Origin of the sequence: Actinoallomurus liliacearum, from assembly GCF_039542035.1 — a bacterium.
Lineage (GTDB): Bacteria > Actinomycetota > Actinomycetes > Streptosporangiales > Streptosporangiaceae > Actinoallomurus > Actinoallomurus liliacearum.
This window is the reverse complement of record NZ_BAABHJ010000005.1, coordinates 953872-970771: the sequence shown is the minus strand read 5'-3', so window position 1 is coordinate 970771 and position 16900 is coordinate 953872. Positions and strand designations below refer to the sequence as shown.

Here is a 16900-nt window from a genome sequence, read left to right as displayed (position 1 = left end):
GTTGCGCCATGGAGGCCACGACCGTCTGGTTCGTCGCCATCGCCTTCCTGTGGACCGGCTACTTCTTCCTGGAGGGGTTCGACTTCGGCGTCGGCGCCCTGCTACCGGTGCTCGGCCGCGACGACACCGAGCGCCGCGTCCTGCTCAACGCCATCGGACCGGTCTGGGACGGCAACGAGGTCTGGTTCATCGTCGCCGGGGCCGGGACGTTCGCCGCGTTCCCGGAGTGGTACGCCACCCTCTTCAGCGGTTTCTACCTGCCGCTGCTGGCGATCCTGCTCGCGCTGATCGTGCGCGGCGTGGCGTTCGAGTACCGCGGCAAGCGGGACGAGCCGCACTGGCGCCGCCGTTGGGACCGCGCCATCTTCTGGGGCAGCGTCGTCCCGGCGTTCGTGTGGGGCGTGATCTTCGCGAACCTGAGCCGCGGGGTCGCGCTGGACGCCCGGCACGAGTACGTCGGCACCCTCACCGACCTCCTCAACCCGTACGCGCTGCTCGGCGGGCTCACCACGCTCACCCTGTTCGTGCTGCACGGCGCGGTGTTCCTGGCGCTCAAGACGGCGGGGGACGTGCGCGCCCGGGCCGTCCGGATCGCCCGGATCGCCGTGGTCGCCGCCATCGCGGTGGGCGGGACGTTCCTGCTCATCACGCAGCTGCAGCACGGCAAGCCGGTCACCTGGGCCACCGTGGCGGTCGCCGCCGCCGGTCTGGTCGGCGCGGCGGTCGCGGTCGCCCGCGGTCGCGACGGCTGGGCGTTCATCGGCACGGGCGCGGCCATCGTGTTCGCGGTCGTGACCCTGTTCGTCGCGCTGTTCCCGGACGTCATGCCGTCGACGATCACCGCCGCGAACAGCCTCACCACGACCAACGCCGCCTCGTCCCCGTACACGCTCAAGATCATGACGATCTCGGCGGTCGTGTTCACGCCGCTCGTCGTGCTCTACCAGGGCTGGACGTACTGGGTGTTCCGGCGGCGCATCGACGCCTCCCACATCCCGCAGCCGACGCGGCGGACCGAGCCGGAGCCGACGAAGGACCCGGAGCCGGCGAGATGAGACCCTTCGACCCCCGGCTGCTGCGGTACGCCCGCACGACGCGGGCGTACCTGGCCCTGTCGGTGATCCTCGGCACCGCCACCGCCGGCCTGGTCATCGCCCAGGCCGCGCTGCTCGCGGGCCTGATCGCCGACGCGTTCCTCGGCGGCGCCACGCTCGCCGCGTCCCGTACGCCGTTGCTGCTCCTCCTCGCCGTCGTCGCCGGCCGGGCGCTGGTCGCCTGGCTGCAGGAGGTGGCCGCGCACCGCACGTCCGCCGCCGTGAAGTCGCGACTGCGCGGGCTGCTGCTCGAACGGGCGGTGGCACTCGGCCCGCGGTGGCTGTCCGGCGAGCGCAGCGGTGAGCTCGCCACCCTCGCCACCCGGGGGATCGACGCGCTGGACGCCTACTTCTCCCGCTACCTGCCGCAGCTCGTGCTCGCCGTGCTCGTCCCGGCGGCGGTGGGCGCGCGGATCCTGTTCGGCGACTGGTCGTCCGCGCTGATCATCGCGCTGACGCTCCCGCTCATCCCGATCTTCGCGATCCTCGTGGGGCTGGCCGCCCAGCGGAAGATGGACCGCCAGTGGCGCACGCTGTCTCGGCTGTCGGGGCACTTCCTGGACGTCGTCGCGGGCCTGCCGACCCTGAAGGTGTTCGGCCGGGCCAAGGCGCAGGCACGCGCGATCCGCGAGGTCACCGGCCGGTACCGCGCGGAGACCATGGCGAGCCTGCGCGTGGCGTTCCTGTCCGCGCTGGTGCTGGAGATGCTCTCGACGATCTCCGTGGCGCTCGTCGCCGTCTCGATCGGCCTGCGGCTGGTCGACGGGGAGGTCGGCCTGCGGACCGCGCTGCTCGTCCTGATCCTCGCGCCGGAGGCGTACCTTCCGCTGCGCCAGGTCGGCGCGCAGTACCACGCCAGCGTCGAGGGGCTCACCGCCGCGCAGCGGATCTTCGAGGTGATCGAGACGCCGCTCCCGCGCCACGGCGCCCGTACCGACGTCCCCGACCCGGCGGCCACGCCGCTCCGCATGGAAGGCGTCACGGTCGCGTACGAGGGCCGGGACGAGCCCGCGCTCGACGGCTTCTCGCTCGTCGTACGCCCCGGCGAGACCGTCGCCCTGACCGGGCCGAGCGGGTCCGGCAAGTCGACGCTGCTCGCGGTGCTCCTCGGCTTCGTCCGCCCGGACGCCGGGCGGGTCCTCCTCGGCGGGACCGACCTGGCCGACCTCGACCCGGACGCCTGGCGGTCACGGATCGCCTGGGTCCCCCAGCGGCCCTACCTGTTCGCGGGGACGGTCGCCGACAACATCCGGCTGGGCCGCCCCGACGCCTCCGACGACGAGGTACGGCGCGCGGCGCGCGACGCCTTCGCCGAGGAGTTCGTCGACGCGCTGCCGGAGGGGTTCGCCACCCCGCTCGGCGAGCGCGGGACCGGCCTGTCGGCCGGGCAACGGCAGCGGATCGCCCTGGCGCGGGCGTTCCTGCGCGACGCGCCCATCCTGCTGCTGGACGAGCCGACGTCCGGCCTGGACACCGAGAGCGAGGCGGCCGTGATCGAGGCGGTACGGCGGCTGGCGGCCGGACGCACGGTCGTCCTCGTCGCGCACCGACCGGCCCTGGCCGACCTCGCCGACCGCGTCGTGCGCGTCGGAGGAGTACTGGAGGCGGCGGCATGAGGAGCGCTGTCATGGGGGAAGGCCGGGGACCGGTGCTGCGGCTGCTCGCGGCGGGCCGTCCGGCGGGCGGCAGGCTGGGGCTCGCCGCGCTGTGCGGGGCGCTGGCGCTGGGCAGCGGGGTCGGGTTGATGGCGACGTCGGCCTGGCTGATCTCGCGGGCCGCGCAGCACCCTCCGGTGCTGGTGCTGATGGTCGCGATCGTGGCGGTGCGGGCGTTCGGGATCGGGCGGGGCGTCTTCCGCTACGCCGAACGGCTGATCGGGCACGACGCGACGTTCCGGATCCTCGCCGACCTGCGGGTCCGGGTGTACGAGCGGCTGGAGCGGCTCGTGCCGGCCGGGCTGCCGCAGGCGCGCGGCGGCGACCTGCTCGGCCGGCTCGTCGCCGACGTCGACGCCGTCCAGGACCTCTACCTGCGCGTGCTGCTGCCCTCCGCCGCCGCCGTCCTCGTCGGCGGGGCGTCGGTGGGCCTCGCGTGGAGCCTGCTGCCGTCCGCCGGCGTCCTGCTGCTGGCCGGCCTGCTGCTGGCGGGCGTCGTCGCCCCGTGGCTGTCGGCCGCCGTGGCGCGGCGGGCGGAGCACCGGACGGCCGATCTGCGCGGCGAGCTGACCGCGCACGTGGTCGACGTGCTGCACGGGGCGCCGGAGCTCGTGGCCTATGGTGCCGCCGCCGACCGGCTCGCGACGGCCGCACGCCTGGACGACGGCCTCACACGTGCGGCGGCCCGGTCCTCCGCGACGGCGGGGGCGGGCGCGGCCGTCACGGCGCTGGCCGGCGGGCTCGCCGTCTGGGGCGCCCTCGTCGTCGGCATCCCGGCCGTGCGGTCCGGGCACCTCGACGGGACGCTGCTCGCCGTGCTCGCCCTGCTCCCTCTGGCGGCGTTCGAGGTGGTGGCGGGTCTGCCGCTCGCGGCGCAGCAGTTGCAGCGGGTCCGCCGGTCGGCCGCCCGCGTCTTCGCCGTGCTCGACCGCGAGGAGCCGGTGCGCGACCCCGCCGCGCCGATCACGCTCCCCGAGCCGCCGTGCACCCTACGGGTCACCGACGTGCGCGCCCGGTGGACGCCCGACGGGCCGTACGCCCTCGACGGCGTCTCCCTGGACCTCACGCCGGGCCGGCGGTGCGCGCTGGTCGGGCCGAGCGGGTCGGGCAAGACCACGCTGACCGCCGTGCTGCTGCGGTTCCTCAGCCACGAGTCGGGCCTGGTGACGCTGAACGGCGTCGAGCTGAGCGAACTGGCCGGGGACGACGTGCGCCGCCTGGTCGGGCTGTGCGGCCAGGACGCACACCTGTTCGACACGACGATCGGGGAGAACCTCCGGCTCGCCCGGCGGTCCGCCACCGACGGGGAGATCCGCGACGCGCTGCGCCGGGCCCGGCTGCTGGACTGGGTGGAGACGCTGCCACGTGGGCTGGACACCCGCGTCGGGGAGGAGGGCGCCCAGGTCTCCGGCGGGCAGCGGCAGCGCATCGCGCTGGCCCGCGCGCTGCTGGCCGACTTCCCCGTGCTGCTGCTCGACGAGCCCGCCGAGCACCTCGACGTCTCGACCGCCGACGAGCTCACCGCCGACCTGCTGGCTGCCACCGAGGGCCGCACCACCCTGCTCGTCACCCACCGCCTGGCCGGGCTGGACGCCGTCGACGAGATCGTGGTGCTCGACGGCGGCCGGGTGGTCCAGCGCGGCGGCCACGCGGACCTGCTGGCCCGGCCGGGACCGTACCGCGCGATGTGGGACCGCGAGCGCCGGCACGACCACGCACTCTGCTGAGCGACCGGCGCCGGCCCGTGGCCTTCGGGGCAGGCCCGGGGCCCGGCGTCAGGCCGGGCGCGGGCGCCGCCGCGTCAGACGCGGTCGAATTCCGGGCGCAGGTCCTTGCGCATGTGGACGGCGCTCCGGCCGTCGATGCTCTCCCGGCCCGTCTGCCGGTAGCCGAGGGACTCGTACAGGCCGATGTTGGAGGTCATCTTCTCGTTGGTGTAGAGCCGCACCGCGGGCAGCCCGAGCGACCGGGCGCGGAACTCGGCGAAGGCCAGAAGCCGGTGCCCCAGCCCCCGACCCTGGCGGTCGGGGCGGACCGCGACATTCTCCACGAGGAGCGTCCCGTTCTCGGGGACAAGGACGATCAACCCGTCGACCTCGTCGTACTCGAGCACGTACACGCGCCCCTCAGAGATCAGCTCCCCGTAGTCCGCGACGAGCGGCAGGGGTTCCACGCCGATCACCGGGATCCACGGGTCGTACGCCACCTTGACGATCGCCTCTACCGCGTCCTGGTCGACGGCTTCGGCCAGCCTGATGCCCATGCCCTTCCCTAACCGTCAGATCGACGAGAATCATCCGAATCTACCCGACGCGACTCGCAAGATCGGATCGCACCGTCGTAGTCCGGCGCGCGGTCGGCTGATTCGGCACTGTGGCCTTGCCGTCGGCGTTGACGGGACAAAACCCGTGATCGGGACGAAGCCTGGCCACAGCGGCGGCGAAGTGACCACAGCGACGGCGAAGCAGCAGATCGTGGGTGGACGTCCTCCGTCGGGCAGGGGCGACGCCCCGGACACGGCGAACGCCGCCGGCCCGGGGAACCGGACCGGCGGCGTTCGTCGGGTCTTGCGGATCAGCCGGTGTTCTGGAGGCCCGCCGCGACGCCGCCGGCGGCGAGGAGCAGCAGGTCCTCGATCCGCTCGCGCTCCGCGTCGTCCTCGATCCCGGCCCGCAGCTCCTGCAGCGCGCGCAGCTGGAGGTGGGACAGCGCGTCGACGTACGGGTTGCGCAGCTCGACCGCGCGGGACAGCACCCGGCGGTTCTCCAGGAGCCGGGTGTGCCCGGTGATCTCCAGGACCAGGGAGCTCGTGCGGTCGTACTCGGCCAGCACCGTCTCGGCCAGCTCCGGCCGGTCACCGAGGGCGAGGTAGCGCTCGGCGATCGCGCGGTCCGTCTTGGCCAGGCTCATCTCGGCGTTGTCCAGCAGCGCGGCGAACAGCGGCCACGAGCCGTACGCCTCGCGCAGGGCGTCCAGGTCCTCGGCGGCGGCCAGGCCGCTGCCCAGGCCGTACCAGCCCGGCAGGTTGACCCGCGTCTGCGTCCAGGAGAACACCCAGGGAATCGCCCGCAGGTCGTCCAGCGAGGTCGTCGCCTTGCGGCGGGACGGCCGGGAGCCGAGCCGCAGGTTGCCCAGCTCGTTCAGCGGGCTGACGTGGGCGAACCACTCCGGGAAGCCCGGCGACTCCACCAGCGACCGGAACGTCCGCTCGGCGGCCGCGCTGATCTTGTCGGCGAGCGGCCGGAACCGCTCGGCGGCGGCCAGCGCGTGCTCCTGCACCGCCGGAGTGGAGGCGAGCAGGACGGCGTTCGCGACCTGCTCGACGTGGCGCTGGGCGATCTCCGCGTGGCCGTAGCGCGCGAAGATGACCTCACCCTGCTCGGTCACCTTGAACCGGCCGGCGACCGAGCCCGGCGCCTGCGCCAGCACCGCGCGGTTGGCCGGGCCGCCACCGCGCCCGAGCGCGCCACCGCGCCCGTGGAACATCGTCAGCTTCACATCGTGCCGGTCCGCCCATGCCGCGAGCGCGGCCTGCGTGTCGTACAGCTTGAGGGTCGCCGTCGTCGGACCGAGCTGCTTGGCCGAGTCGGAGTAGCCGAGCATGACCTCCATGCGGCGGCCGGTCTCCAGCAGGCGGCGGCGCACCGGCGCGAGGTGCAGCATGCCGTCCAGCACGGCCGGGGACCGGTCGAGGTCCTCGCCGGTCTCGAACAGCGGCACGACGTCGAGCACCGGCGCCCGGCCGCCGAGCGCGGCGGCCTCGGCCAGCTCGTACACGGCGGCCACGTCGTCGGCGGTGCGGGTGAAGGAGATGACGTAGCGGCGGCAGGCGTTCACGCCGAACCGCTCCTGCACCCACGCGATCACCCGCAGGGTGTCCAGGACCTCCTCGGTCTGCTCGCTGAGCGGGCCGCCGGCGCGGACCTCGGCGAGGGCCTTCTCGTGCACCGCGGAGTGCTGGCGGACCTCCAGCTCGGCCAGGTGGAACCCGAAGGTCTCGACCTGCCAGACCAGGTGCTGCAGCTCGCCGTACGCCTGGCGCCGCGCCCCCGCCGCCACCAGGGAGTCCTGGACGAGGCGCAGGTCGGCCAGCAGGTCGGCGGGGCTGCGGTACGCCATGTCGGCATGGCGCAGCCGGGTCGCCTGGATCCGCTCGGCGGCGTACAGCAGGAACTGGCGGTGCGGCTCGCCCGGCGAGCGCTTGGCGATCTCGGCGACCTGCTCGGGCTGGGCGGCGCGGGCGGCGGCGAGCGCGCCCCGCAGCGCCTCCGACGGCGGGGTCGTCGTCTCGTGCACGGTCAGCGTGCGGCCGATCCGGACGCAGGCGTTGGCCAGCGCGCGCAGGATGTGGTCGGACTGGACGCCGATGGCCTCCCGCGTGATCTGCGCGGTGACGTACGGGTTGCCGTCCCGGTCGCCGCCGATCCAGCTGCCGTAGTGCAGGAACGGCCGGGCCAGCGGCGCGCGCTCGCCCGTGCCGGGCGCCAGCGCGGCGTCGAGCGAGCGGTAGATCGCCGGGACCACGCGGAAGATCGTCTCGTCGAACATGGCCATGGCGGTGCGGACCTCGTCGAGCGGGTCCGGCTTCGTGCGGCGCAGCTGCGAGGTGCGCCAGAGCAGGTCGATCTCCTCGACCAGCCGGCGGATGAGCTCCTCGCGCTCCCCGGCGGCCGCGCGCGGGTCGTTCAGCTCGGTGAGCAGCCCGCTGATCCGCAGGATCGCGGTGACGACCGCGCGGCGGCGCGCCTCCGTCGGGTGCGCGGTCAGGACCGGGCGCAGCTCCAGATCGTCCAGCAGCTCGCGGACGCGGTCCGCGCCGATCTCGGCGACCGCGGCGGCGACGGACTCGCGCTGCGGCGTCTCGCCGGTGTCCCGCTCCCGCAACGTACGGATGCGCTGGTGCTCCTCGGCGAGGTTGGTCAGGTGGAAGTACACGGTGAACGCGCGGGCCACCAGTTCCGCGCGGTCGATCGTCCAGCCGCCGACGATCGCGGCGACGTCATCGACGGAGGTCTCGCCCCGGCGCGCGGCGATGACCGCGTGCCGTAGGGCCTCGACGTCGTCGAGCAGGCTCTGCCCGCCGTATTCGACGAGAACGTTGCCCAGGAGGGAACCGAGCAACCGGACGTCACGGCGCAGTGGCTCGGGCATCTCCTGCCGAGCGGAGTTTCGTGTCGACACGCACCTCAGGGTAGTTCGTCCCGCAAGGCGATCCGAGTCCGTCTCGCCTGCTGAGAAGCCGCAGCCGACGCTAAGATCGTGCCCCTCCTGGCACGCGGTTCCGGGCGCTGGCTAACCTGGCCTTCATGGCCACGCAAGCTCCTGAGCCGCTGCCCGCGGACGAGATCGACATCCACACCACGGCGGGCAAGATCGCCGACCTGGAGCGCCGCCGGTACGAGGCGGTCCACGCCGGTTCCGCGCGTGCGGTCGAGAAGCAGCACGCCAAGGGCAAGATGACCGCCCGGGAGCGGATCGACGCGTTCCTCGATGAAGGGTCCTTCGTCGAGTTCGACGAACTGGCCCAGCACCGCGCGCACGGCTTCGGCGTCGAGAAGAACCGCCCGTACGGCGACGGCGTCGTCACCGGCCACGGCACGGTGGACGGCCGGCCCGTGGCGATCTTCTCCCAGGACTTCACGGTCGCGGGCGGCTCGCTCGGCGAGGTGTTCGGCGAGAAGATCGTCAAGGTCATGGACCACGCACTGAAGACCGGCTGCCCGGTCATCGGCATCAACGACTCCGGTGGCGCGCGCATCCAGGAGGGCGTGGTCGCGCTCGGCCTGTACGCCGAGATCTTCAAGCGCAACACCCACGCCTCGGGCGTGATCCCGCAGATCTCCCTGATCATGGGCCCCTGCGCGGGCGGCGCGGTGTACTCCCCCGCCCTCACCGACTTCATCGTCATGGTCGACCAGACCTCGCACATGTTCATCACCGGGCCGGACGTCATCAAGACGGTCACCGGCGAGGAGGTGACGTTCGAGGACCTCGGCGGCGCGCACACCCACAACACCAAGTCCGGCGTCGCGCACTACCAGGCGTCGGACGAACAGGACGCGCTCGAGTACGTCAAGGCGCTGCTGTCCTACCTGCCGTCGAACAACCTGTCCGACCCGCCCGCGTACGACGCCGCCGCGGCGCTGGAGATCACGGACGAGGACCTCGAGCTCGACACGCTGATCCCGGACTCGCCGAACCAGCCGTACGACATGCACACCGTCATCGAGCACGTCCTCGACGACGAGGAGTTCCTCGAGGTCCACGCGCTGTTCGCGCCGAACATGGTCTGCGGCTTCGGCCGCGTCGAGGGCCGCTCGGTCGGGATCGTCGCCAACCAGCCGATGCACTTCGCCGGCACGCTGGACATCGAGGCGTCGGAGAAGGCCGCACGGTTCGTCCGCACCTGCGACGCGTTCAACATCCCGGTGCTGACCTTCGTCGACGTCCCCGGCTTCCTGCCCGGCACCGACCAGGAGTGGAACGGCATCATCCGGCACGGCGCCAAGCTGCTGTACGCCTACGCCGAGGCCACCGTGCCGCTCGTCACCGTGATCACCCGCAAGGCGTACGGCGGGGCGTACGACGTCATGGGCTCCAAGCACCTCGGCGCGGACATCAACCTGGCGTGGCCGACGGCGCAGATCGCCGTCATGGGCGCGCAGGGCGCGGTGAACATCCTGTACCGCCGCGAGCTGGCCGCCGCCGAGGACCCGGACACGCGGCGGGCGGAGCTCATCACCGAGTACGAGGACACCCTCGCCAACCCCTACATCGCCGCCTCGCGCGGCTACGTCGACGCCGTGATCAAGCCGTCCGAGACACGCGGTCAGGTCGTGAAGGCGCTGCGCGCGCTCCGCGACAAGCGCAAGACGCTGCCGCCCAAGAAGCACGGCAACATCCCCCTGTAGGAGAGGACCACATGAGCGAGCGCCCCTTCCTGCAGGTGGTGCGCGGAGACGCGACGCCGGAGGAGATCGCCGCCCTGGTCGCGGTGCTGACCGCCCGGGCCCGGGCCGCCTCGGCGGTCCGGACGACGCCCCCGGCCCGTCGCTCGGCCTGGGCCGACCGCTCCCGGCAACTCCGCCGCCCCCTCCCCCACGGCCCGGGAGCCTGGCGCACCAGCGCCCTGCCGTAGGAACCGACACGTTCGGTATTCGAGCGAACACACGACGCTTCCCTGGTCTAGACTGTCTGGACAGAGGAGGGGGTCGTATGACCACGGCACACGACGGCGAGCCAGTGCAGCACTGGCAGGTCCAGGAGGCGAAGCAGCGCTTCAGTGAGGTCCTGCGTCGGGCCCACGACGAAGGCCCCCAGATCATCACGAGGCACGGGGAAGAGGTGGCGGTGGTCATCGACATGAGCGAATACCGTCACACGCAGGTGAGGAAGATGAGCTTCCACGACTACCTGCTGTCCGGACCCTCGTTCCCGGACGACTTCGACGACCTCATCAAGCGCGACGAGGACTACGGGCGCGACGTGTCGTTCCTCTTCGAGGAGTGAGGGGAGTGTCCTACCTTCTCGACACCAACGTCGTCTCCGAGCTCCGGAAGGGGCGCAACTCCGACCCGAGCGTACGTGCCTGGTACGACTCCACCCAAGGCTCCACCAAGTACCTCAGCTCACTCGTCATCGGAGAGCTCACTCGCGGCGTCCATCAGCTCGGTAAGCGCGACCTTCCGAAGGCGACCAGGCTCGCTGCCTGGCTGACCGGGATCAAGGAGCATTACGCCTCGCGCATCGTCCCGGTCGACACGGCGACGGCGATCATCTGGGGACGATGGCAAGCGGCGTCCCCGATGCCCGTCGCCGACGGGCTGATGGCGGCGACGGCATACCTCAACGACTGGACGTTCGTCACCCGGAACGTCAAGGACGTCGAGCGGACCGGGGTGCGCACGCTCAACCCGTTCGAGCCGATGGCAACCTCTTCGTAATTATCCGCTCACGATCCGCCCTCGGGCGACTAGAGTCCGGCGGCTATGGAGGGGTGCAGACCGGCGTCGCGCCGCAGCTTCGCAGTCGTCGTGACGTTGGCCGTCGGATGCGTAGTGCTCTGCGGGTGTCAGTCGGTGCCGTTCCGGGGCCGGCCGGGACCCGACTCGCCGGTGCTGGCGCTCGGCGGGCCGGCGCCGTACGTCCGGCCGTCCGCGACGCCGCCGCCTCCTCCGCTCAGCCGACCCGTCAGGTCGCCCGACCGGCGGCCCGGCGTCTACGCCGCGACGCGGGCCGGCATGCTCGGTCCGGTCGCCCGGCGCCTGCCGCCGCGGGTGTACGTCCCGGTCAGCGGGGGCACCGCGGTCCAGGTCGTCGATGCCCGGACGTACCGGCCCATCCGCCGGATTCCGGTCGGCCAGGCGCCACGGCAGGTCGTCCCGTCGTGGGATCTGCGGACGCTGTGGGTCACCGAGGCGGCCGGTCTGGTGCCGGTCGACGCGCGGACCGGCGCGGTCGGCCGTGCGGTGCCGTTCCCCGATCCCGTCGATCTGTACTTCACCCTCGACGGCCGGTACTCCCTGGTCCTGGGCGCGCGGCCGGGACGCCTGCAGATCCGCGACCCGCGCACCCTGCGGCTCCGGTCGACCATCCGCCTGCCCTGCCCCGACCCGGCCGCGGCCGACCTGTCGGCCGACGGATCGACGATGGTCGTGGGGTGCGCCGGCGGGCGGCTGGTCCGCGTCGACCTCGCGCGGCGGTCGGCCACTGAGACGGCCCGGCTCGCCGAGAACACGCGACCCCAGGACGTCCGGCTGGCCCCGGACGGATCGACCTTCTACGTCGCCGACGCCGGTCGCGGCGGCGTGTGGCTGGTCGGCGCGACGGACCTCCGGCCGACCGACTTCATCGCCACCGGACGCGGCGCGCACGGCCTGTACCTCAGCCGCGACGCCGGGACCCTCTACGTCACCGACGGTGCCGCGCGGGCCGTCTCCCTGATCTCCGTCGCCGAGCACCGCGTGACCGACCGGTGGCGGCTCCCGGCCGTACCCGACATGGGCGGGGTGTCGGCGGACGGCCGGGTGCTGTGGCTGTCCGCCCGGCAGGCCGGCACGGTCTTCGCCGTCTCGACGGACACCGGACGGATCATCCGGCGGCTGCCCGCCGGACCCGCCCCGCACGGCCTGTGCGTCTTCCCGCAGCCCGGCCGGTTCTCCCTGGGCCACACCGGCATCTACCGCTAGGACGCGTTCTTCCGGCCTCCGGTGCGATTCCCTGGCGTTCACTGCTCTTAGAGCGCAGTGAACGCCAGGGATCATGGCACCTCACGGACGTGCTGCCTCGGCGACGCTCCGTCGTGGGCTCAGCCGGCGCCCTCGGCGACGCCGCGCCACTGGGGGACCAGTTCCTCGACCAGGGCCTCGGTCTCCGGCTGCAGTTGCGCGGCGAACGGGTCGGCGCTGACACGGTCGCTCAGCTCGTCGACGACGCCGTGGACCGAGGCCTGGTCGCCCGTGGCGTGGGTGGCGCGCAGCAGGTCGCGCCACAGGCCCTCGTCGTCCACCGCCAGCCGCAGCCCGGCACGGGCCGCCGAGACCGCGTCGCGGGCGTCACCGTCGTCGAGGCGCATCAGCACGAGCCGGTGCGCCACGTCCGCGACGCGCGCGGTCGCCTCGTACTCCAGGTCCTCGGCGGCCAGCCAGGAGTACCGGCCGCGCGGGCGGCCGGCCAGCAGCGGACCCCGTACGAGGTCCAGGGCGTAGGACAGGTAGGCCGTCTCGGAGGCGGGTTCGGCGGCGGACCGCCAGACGAGCCAGCGGAACATCTCCCAGTCGACCCGGACCTCCGATCCCAGCCGGATCCGGCCGCGCTCGTCGTGGTACAGGTTGGGGCGGCCGCGCGAATCACGCCCGAGCCAGTCGGCGACGCGGGCGACGGTCGCGTCGCGCACCGGCGCCGACACCCCGCGCGGCCACACCGCGCCGCCCAGCACGGTCGGGTGCACGCCCTCGGGGTGCGTGGCCAGGTAGACGAGCACCTCGGTGCACAGCGCCCGGCGGCTCTCCTCCACGACGCCGGGCGCGTCCACCTCGACGGGCCCCAGGATCCGGATGTCGACGGCCGGCCGTACCTCGCCCATCGCGGGTGGCGCCACCGGCTCCTCGTCGATCCCGCCGTACGGAACGCCGTCCGCCCGCCCGGCGGTACGGAAGAGCTCGAGGACGGCCCGGTAGTGCCGCTCGGGCACGAGCTGAGCCTCGACGTCGAAGCCGAGGACCCCGGCGCGGAGCCGCCCGTCGGCCGTGACGTCCCAGGTCCAGGTGGCGCCCGGCGTCTCGCCCGCGACGATGTACCCGGCCGCCATCCGCTGACCGGTGCGGGCCAAGGCGACCAGGCGTTCGGCCTCCTCGGGCGTCGGCGGATCGGCCATGATCAGGTAGTGCGGCATCCACGCCTCGCCGAACACGCCGCGGCAGCGGCCGGTGAGCACCGAGTCCACGCCCGACGCGGCGAGGGCCTGCCGCACCTCCTCGGTCCGGCTCTCCAGCTCCGGCAGGGCCTCGGCGAGCGTCGCGACGGTACGGATGCGGTCCGGGGCGATCAGCGAGAGCTCCTCGCCGAAGCCGACGAGCGTGATCCGCATGTGGTCGGACCAGCGGTTGGTCGCCAGCTCGACCGCCACCGCGGCGAGCACGGCGCGGCGGGCCTCGTCGGGCCCCTGCAGGGAGATCAGCCCGTGCGCGGTCTCCAGGTCGACGAGGATCCGGCCGGTGTCGTTCGTGCCGATCGAGACGAGCCCCGGGTACGGCGCCAGGACGTCGGCGAGGTCGGCGGTGGCCACCTCGTCGAGGGCGCCGGCGTTCAGGCGCCAGACCTGCCCGTTGTCGTACTCCTCCCACGGCGCCGGCGGGTTACGGTCGGCGGGCGCGATCCACAGGTCGAGGCTGTCGGCGCCGAGGTGCACGCCGTACACGGTGGGCAGCGTGCGCCCCTCGGCCGCGAGAGCCTGGGACATCTGCCGGAGACCGAGGTCGAGCAGGCGGGTGGCGTCGGTGTCCGCGCCGATGCGCAGCGCCTGCTCGGCGAGCGCGGCCTCGCCGTCCGGCCGGGCGATCCTGGTGCCGAACGCCCGCCGCCACAGCTGCTCGCGCCGCCGGCGGCCGAGTACGGCGAGGACTCCGGCGGCGAGCAGCGACGCCACCGCCAGCTCCTCCGGCCAGCCGAACGCCGGCAGGTGGACCGGTTGCCGCTCGGCGGGCCGGTGCTGCTCGGCGGGCGGCCGCTGCTGCTCGGACGGGTGCCCGGAGTGCTCCGGCCGCGCCGGCGTGGGGTGCGCGGCCCGCGGCGACGCCTGGGCGGACGGCCGTCCCGACGGAGCCGTATCGGGCGCGGTCGCGTGCGGTGACTGCGCGGCCGGCGGCCGAGCCGCCTCGGACCCACCCTGCCGATCGGAACCCTGGGTGCCCTGGCCGGCCTCGTGACCGGCCTGGTGCTGCCGTGCCTCCTCCTGGGCCGCCCGCCGGGCCGCCTCCACGGCCTGCTTCTCCGTGTTGACGGAGCCGCTGTGGTGTACGCCTCCGGGCACCTGGGAGTGCGGCACGCCGTGCTCGTGCTGCCCGTCGTGCGGGCCCCGGTGGACCACCTCGACGTGCGTCGCGTCGGCCGGCATGTCGAGCACCCAGCCGGGCCGGATCAGGCTCGCCATGGTCAGCCGGGTACCGTCCGGCTGCACCTTGCCCTTGTTCAGCGCGTAGATCTCGCGGTACCGGCGGCCGTCGCCGAGGCACTTCTCGGCGATCTCCCAGAGGCTCTCGTGGTGCCGTCCCTCCGGTGGCCGGACCCGGTAGATCTTGCGGACGGCGTTCTGGTCCATGGGTGCCGCCGGCCCGGCGTCCTCTTCCAAAGGGGCCTGCCGGGTGGCGGGCGCCTCGGCGTGTTCGGCGGCCGGCCTCGGCTGTTGCTGCTGCCGCGGCGGGTCCTTGACCTGGACGTGCGTCGCGCGGGGCGCCGTCAGGGCGGGCACCACCACCGTGGTGGCGGTGAACAGCAGCAGCGCGGCGACGACGAGCCGGTGCGCCACCGCCTGCGGACCGCCCGCGAACGGCACCCGGGCCGGTACGCCGACGCCGCGGATCCCGGCGTACACCTCGACGAGCACACAGACGGCCAGTTGCAGCCAGGCCAGCCATACGACGATGACGAGGATGCGCATCAGCGCCGTGGTGTCCAGCCGCTGCGTCAGCGTCTCCATCGACGGAGGCCTGCTGGGAATCGGCGAGCCGAAGAAGGTGACCAGCGCGAACGGCACACCGACCAGCAGCGCGGCGAGGGCGGCGAGCGCGAGCACGCCGACGGCCACGTCACCGGGCCCGCGTCCGCGGTCGATCCGCACGGGCTGCCGCCGAAAAGTACTCACGCGCCCTCCTTCGTCGGAGGAGTGCCCAGAGACACTGCGCTGATGGCTCGCTCGCTCCGCTCGCTCACGCGCCCTCCTTCGCCGGAGGAGTGCCCAGAAACGCTGCGTCCATGGCTCGCTCGCTCACGCGGCCTCCCTCGTCATCAGATCCCCTCCTGGGGGTGGGCGGTCGCCGCGGACGTCATGGTGAAGTCGCTGAAGCCGGGGACGATGGCGAGCAGCTGCAGCCGGACCTTGATCTGCACGACGACCCGTGCGGTACGGCCGCCCTCGATCTGGCACTTGGCCCGTCCCGTCACCTCGGGGTAGGCGGCGACGAGGCGCTCGGCGCGGGTGCAGGCGGCCCGCGGGTCGGTGATCCGGGCCTGCCCCGTCTGCCGCAGGACGTCCTGGTCGATGTCGTCGGCCGCGGCGCGGGCGCCCTGTTCGGCGATGTCCGCCGCGCGCTGGCGGGCGTGGATCGCCAGCCCGCCGTCGACGACCAGCCCGGCCAGCACGATCACGAACAGGGCGAAGATCGTGGTGAACATCGCGACCGTCCCCCGGTCGCGGCCTTCGGCCACCGCCCGATGCCACCGCGTCAATCGATCCTCCGCAGCGTGTCGAGGGGAGCGGTCGCCGTACCGACCATCGTCTTGGAAGCGCCCAGCCCGATCAGTGACAGGCCGCCCAGGTCGATGTCGCAGCGCACCGTGACCGTGACCTGGCCGCCCTGGCGCCAGTCGCGGAAGTCCGGGTCGGTGCGCGGCCCGCCCCGGCACCACTTGGTCCCGCTCATGGTCGCCTTCGCCGCGTCGTCCGCGGCGACCCGCGCGCTGCCACGGTCGCGGGAGACCGAGGCGGACCGGGCGGCGTCGCGGGCGGCACCGTCGACCTGGCTCTGCGCCTCCACGATCCGGCCGAGCCCGACCATCAGCATCATGAACGCCACGAGGACCGGCGTGAGCAGCACGAGCTCCAGCGACATCGTGCCCGCGTCGGCCCGCCGCCCCACGGGATCGGTCGCGGTGCGCGGACTCGAGGCGACGGCCCGCGGCTCCACGGGATTCGTCGCGGTGCCGGGGCTCGAGGCGACGGCCCGCGGCCCGCGGGGATTCGTTGCGGTGCGCGGGCTCATGGCTGCGGCCCGCCCCCGCAGGTGGCGCCGGCGCCGACGTCGGGCCGGTAGCACTCGATGGGCCCGCCGGAGCGCTGGCTGACGTGGAACGTCAGGAAGGGCACGACGCGTACGGCCGTGCCGGTGACGGTGACCCACCGTTGGTTCTGGTCGCCGTCGGCCTGCGGGGTCACCCCGCTCAGCAGCTCCGGCCCGATCTGCTGGACGTACTCGCGCGCCTTCGCCTCCGCCTGTTCCTTCCAGCTCCCGGTCCCGCTCTCGCGCGCGACCCGCGCGCCGGACTGCGCGGCGGCGAGCGCGACGTGCCGGGCGTGGTAGACCATCGCGAACTGCACCACCAGCAGGATGACGAGAAGAAGGACCGGGGTCAGCAGCGCGAGTTCCAGGGTGCTCGCGCCACGGTCCGTCCTCTTGTCCATCAGGTGGTCACTTGGTCTTGATGTCGTTCGCGGCGGACCGGACCTTGCGGTAGATGACGACGCCGACGCCGAGCGCGATCATCGCCAGCAGGCCGGTGATGATCGCCCATTCGATCGCGGACGCGCCGCGGGAGCGCTCGGTGTCGTCGCGCAGCCGCTCGATGCGTGCCTGCACCGACGACCAGACATACGCCACGAAAGGATCGTTCATCGGGTTCATGGCACTCCTTGCGCGAAGCGGGGACTGGTGGAGA

Annotated in this window: 15 protein-coding genes; 8 read left to right on the top strand and 7 right to left on the bottom strand. The window is 73.4% G+C overall.

Going from position 1 to position 16900, the window contains the following annotated elements; all coding sequences use genetic code 11:
• The first annotated feature begins 8 nt into the window (after window positions 1-8).
• Genes cydB through cydC form a run of 3 tightly spaced genes read left to right on the top strand, consistent with a single transcriptional unit; the run spans window position 9 to window position 4476 of the window.
• Entirely contained in the window at window positions 9-1055 is a 1047-nt protein-coding gene (gene cydB, locus ABD978_RS12510; RefSeq protein WP_345353228.1) for a cytochrome d ubiquinol oxidase subunit II, read from the top strand.
• Window positions 1052-2710 (top strand): thiol reductant ABC exporter subunit CydD, encoded by a 1659-nt coding sequence (gene cydD, locus ABD978_RS12505; protein WP_345353226.1) that lies wholly within the window; start codon window positions 1052-1054, stop codon window positions 2708-2710. Before cydB ends, cydD begins: the two co-directional genes overlap by 4 nt.
• An 11-nt stretch (window positions 2711-2721) precedes the next feature.
• Window positions 2722-4476, top strand: a complete 1755-nt coding sequence (cydC, locus tag ABD978_RS12500) for a thiol reductant ABC exporter subunit CydC (RefSeq protein WP_345353224.1) — start codon at window positions 2722-2724, stop codon at window positions 4474-4476.
• A 74-nt stretch (window positions 4477-4550) separates the two neighbouring features.
• On the opposite strand, the gene ABD978_RS12495 is transcribed toward cydC, so the two are convergent.
• Together ABD978_RS12495 and ABD978_RS12490 are read right to left on the bottom strand one after the other, a co-directional pair.
• Window positions 4551-5012, bottom strand: coding sequence for a GNAT family N-acetyltransferase (locus tag ABD978_RS12495; protein ID WP_345353222.1), 462 nt, complete (start codon window positions 5010-5012; stop codon window positions 4551-4553).
• A 311-nt stretch (window positions 5013-5323) separates the two neighbouring features.
• A complete protein-coding gene (locus ABD978_RS12490; RefSeq protein ID WP_345353691.1) occupies window positions 5324-7900 on the bottom strand; it encodes a phosphoenolpyruvate carboxylase in 2577 nt (858 codons plus the stop codon).
• Between the two features lie 155 nt (window positions 7901-8055).
• Between ABD978_RS12490 and ABD978_RS12485 the strand changes: the two genes are divergently transcribed.
• The 5 genes from ABD978_RS12485 (at window position 8056) to ABD978_RS12465 (ending at window position 11937) form a co-directional block, all read left to right on the top strand.
• Window positions 8056-9660 (top strand): acyl-CoA carboxylase subunit beta, encoded by a 1605-nt coding sequence (locus ABD978_RS12485; RefSeq protein ID WP_345353220.1) that lies wholly within the window; start codon window positions 8056-8058, stop codon window positions 9658-9660.
• Between the two features lie 11 nt (window positions 9661-9671).
• Complete coding sequence (locus ABD978_RS12480) at window positions 9672-9887, top strand: acyl-CoA carboxylase subunit epsilon (RefSeq protein WP_345353218.1); 216 nt, start codon at window positions 9672-9674, stop codon at window positions 9885-9887.
• Window positions 9888-9964: 77 nt separating this feature from the next.
• Window positions 9965-10258, top strand: coding sequence for a type II toxin-antitoxin system Phd/YefM family antitoxin (locus ABD978_RS12475; RefSeq protein ID WP_345353216.1), 294 nt, complete (start codon window positions 9965-9967; stop codon window positions 10256-10258).
• 5 nt (window positions 10259-10263) lie between these two features.
• Entirely contained in the window at window positions 10264-10692 is a 429-nt protein-coding gene (locus ABD978_RS12470; protein ID WP_345353214.1) for a type II toxin-antitoxin system VapC family toxin, read from the top strand.
• Window positions 10693-10827: 135 nt separating this feature from the next.
• Window positions 10828-11937, top strand: a complete 1110-nt coding sequence (locus ABD978_RS12465; protein ID WP_345353212.1) for a YncE family protein — start codon at window positions 10828-10830, stop codon at window positions 11935-11937.
• 119 nt (window positions 11938-12056) lie between these two features.
• On the opposite strand, the gene ABD978_RS12460 is transcribed toward ABD978_RS12465, so the two are convergent.
• From ABD978_RS12460 to ABD978_RS12440, 5 genes are all read right to left on the bottom strand, one after another.
• Window positions 12057-15110 carry a BTAD domain-containing putative transcriptional regulator gene (locus tag ABD978_RS12460; protein ID WP_345353210.1) on the bottom strand — a complete coding sequence of 1018 codons (3054 nt, stop codon included), beginning with the start codon at window positions 15108-15110 and terminating at the stop codon, window positions 12057-12059.
• A gap of 143 nt (window positions 15111-15253) precedes the next feature.
• Window positions 15254-15694 (bottom strand): TadE/TadG family type IV pilus assembly protein, encoded by a 441-nt coding sequence (locus ABD978_RS12455; protein ID WP_345353208.1) that lies wholly within the window; start codon window positions 15692-15694, stop codon window positions 15254-15256.
• On the bottom strand, window positions 15691-16152 hold the full coding sequence (locus tag ABD978_RS12450) for a TadE family protein (RefSeq protein WP_345353206.1): 462 nt from the start codon (window positions 16150-16152) through the stop codon (window positions 15691-15693). Before ABD978_RS12450 ends, ABD978_RS12455 begins: the two co-directional genes overlap by 4 nt.
• Window positions 16153-16223: 71 nt before the next feature.
• Window positions 16224-16646 carry a TadE/TadG family type IV pilus assembly protein gene (locus ABD978_RS12445; RefSeq protein WP_345353204.1) on the bottom strand — a complete coding sequence of 141 codons (423 nt, stop codon included), beginning with the start codon at window positions 16644-16646 and terminating at the stop codon, window positions 16224-16226.
• A gap of 7 nt (window positions 16647-16653) precedes the next feature.
• The gene (locus ABD978_RS12440; protein ID WP_345353202.1) at window positions 16654-16857 is read right to left on the bottom strand and encodes a hypothetical protein; all 204 of its coding nucleotides are present in this window, start codon (window positions 16855-16857) and stop codon (window positions 16654-16656) included.
• Between the last annotated feature and the right edge of the window lie 43 nt (window positions 16858-16900).

Coding starts and splice junctions, on each gene's coding strand:
- cydB (WP_345353228.1), top strand. CDS start 9: ATGGAGGCCACGACCGTCTGGTTCGTCGCCATCGCCTTCCTGTGGACC.
- cydC (WP_345353224.1), top strand. CDS start 2,722: ATGGGGGAAGGCCGGGGACCGGTGCTGCGGCTGCTCGCGGCGGGCCGT.
- ABD978_RS12490 (WP_345353691.1), bottom strand. CDS start 7,900: ATGCCCGAGCCACTGCGCCGTGACGTCCGGTTGCTCGGTTCCCTCCTG.
- ABD978_RS12495 (WP_345353222.1), bottom strand. CDS start 5,012: ATGGGCATCAGGCTGGCCGAAGCCGTCGACCAGGACGCGGTAGAGGCG.
- ABD978_RS12480 (WP_345353218.1), top strand. CDS start 9,672: ATGAGCGAGCGCCCCTTCCTGCAGGTGGTGCGCGGAGACGCGACGCCG.
- ABD978_RS12485 (WP_345353220.1), top strand. CDS start 8,056: ATGGCCACGCAAGCTCCTGAGCCGCTGCCCGCGGACGAGATCGACATC.
- ABD978_RS12475 (WP_345353216.1), top strand. CDS start 9,965: ATGACCACGGCACACGACGGCGAGCCAGTGCAGCACTGGCAGGTCCAG.
- ABD978_RS12445 (WP_345353204.1), bottom strand. CDS start 16,646: ATGGACAAGAGGACGGACCGTGGCGCGAGCACCCTGGAACTCGCGCTG.
- ABD978_RS12440 (WP_345353202.1), bottom strand. CDS start 16,857: ATGAACGATCCTTTCGTGGCGTATGTCTGGTCGTCGGTGCAGGCACGC.
- cydD (WP_345353226.1), top strand. CDS start 1,052: ATGAGACCCTTCGACCCCCGGCTGCTGCGGTACGCCCGCACGACGCGG.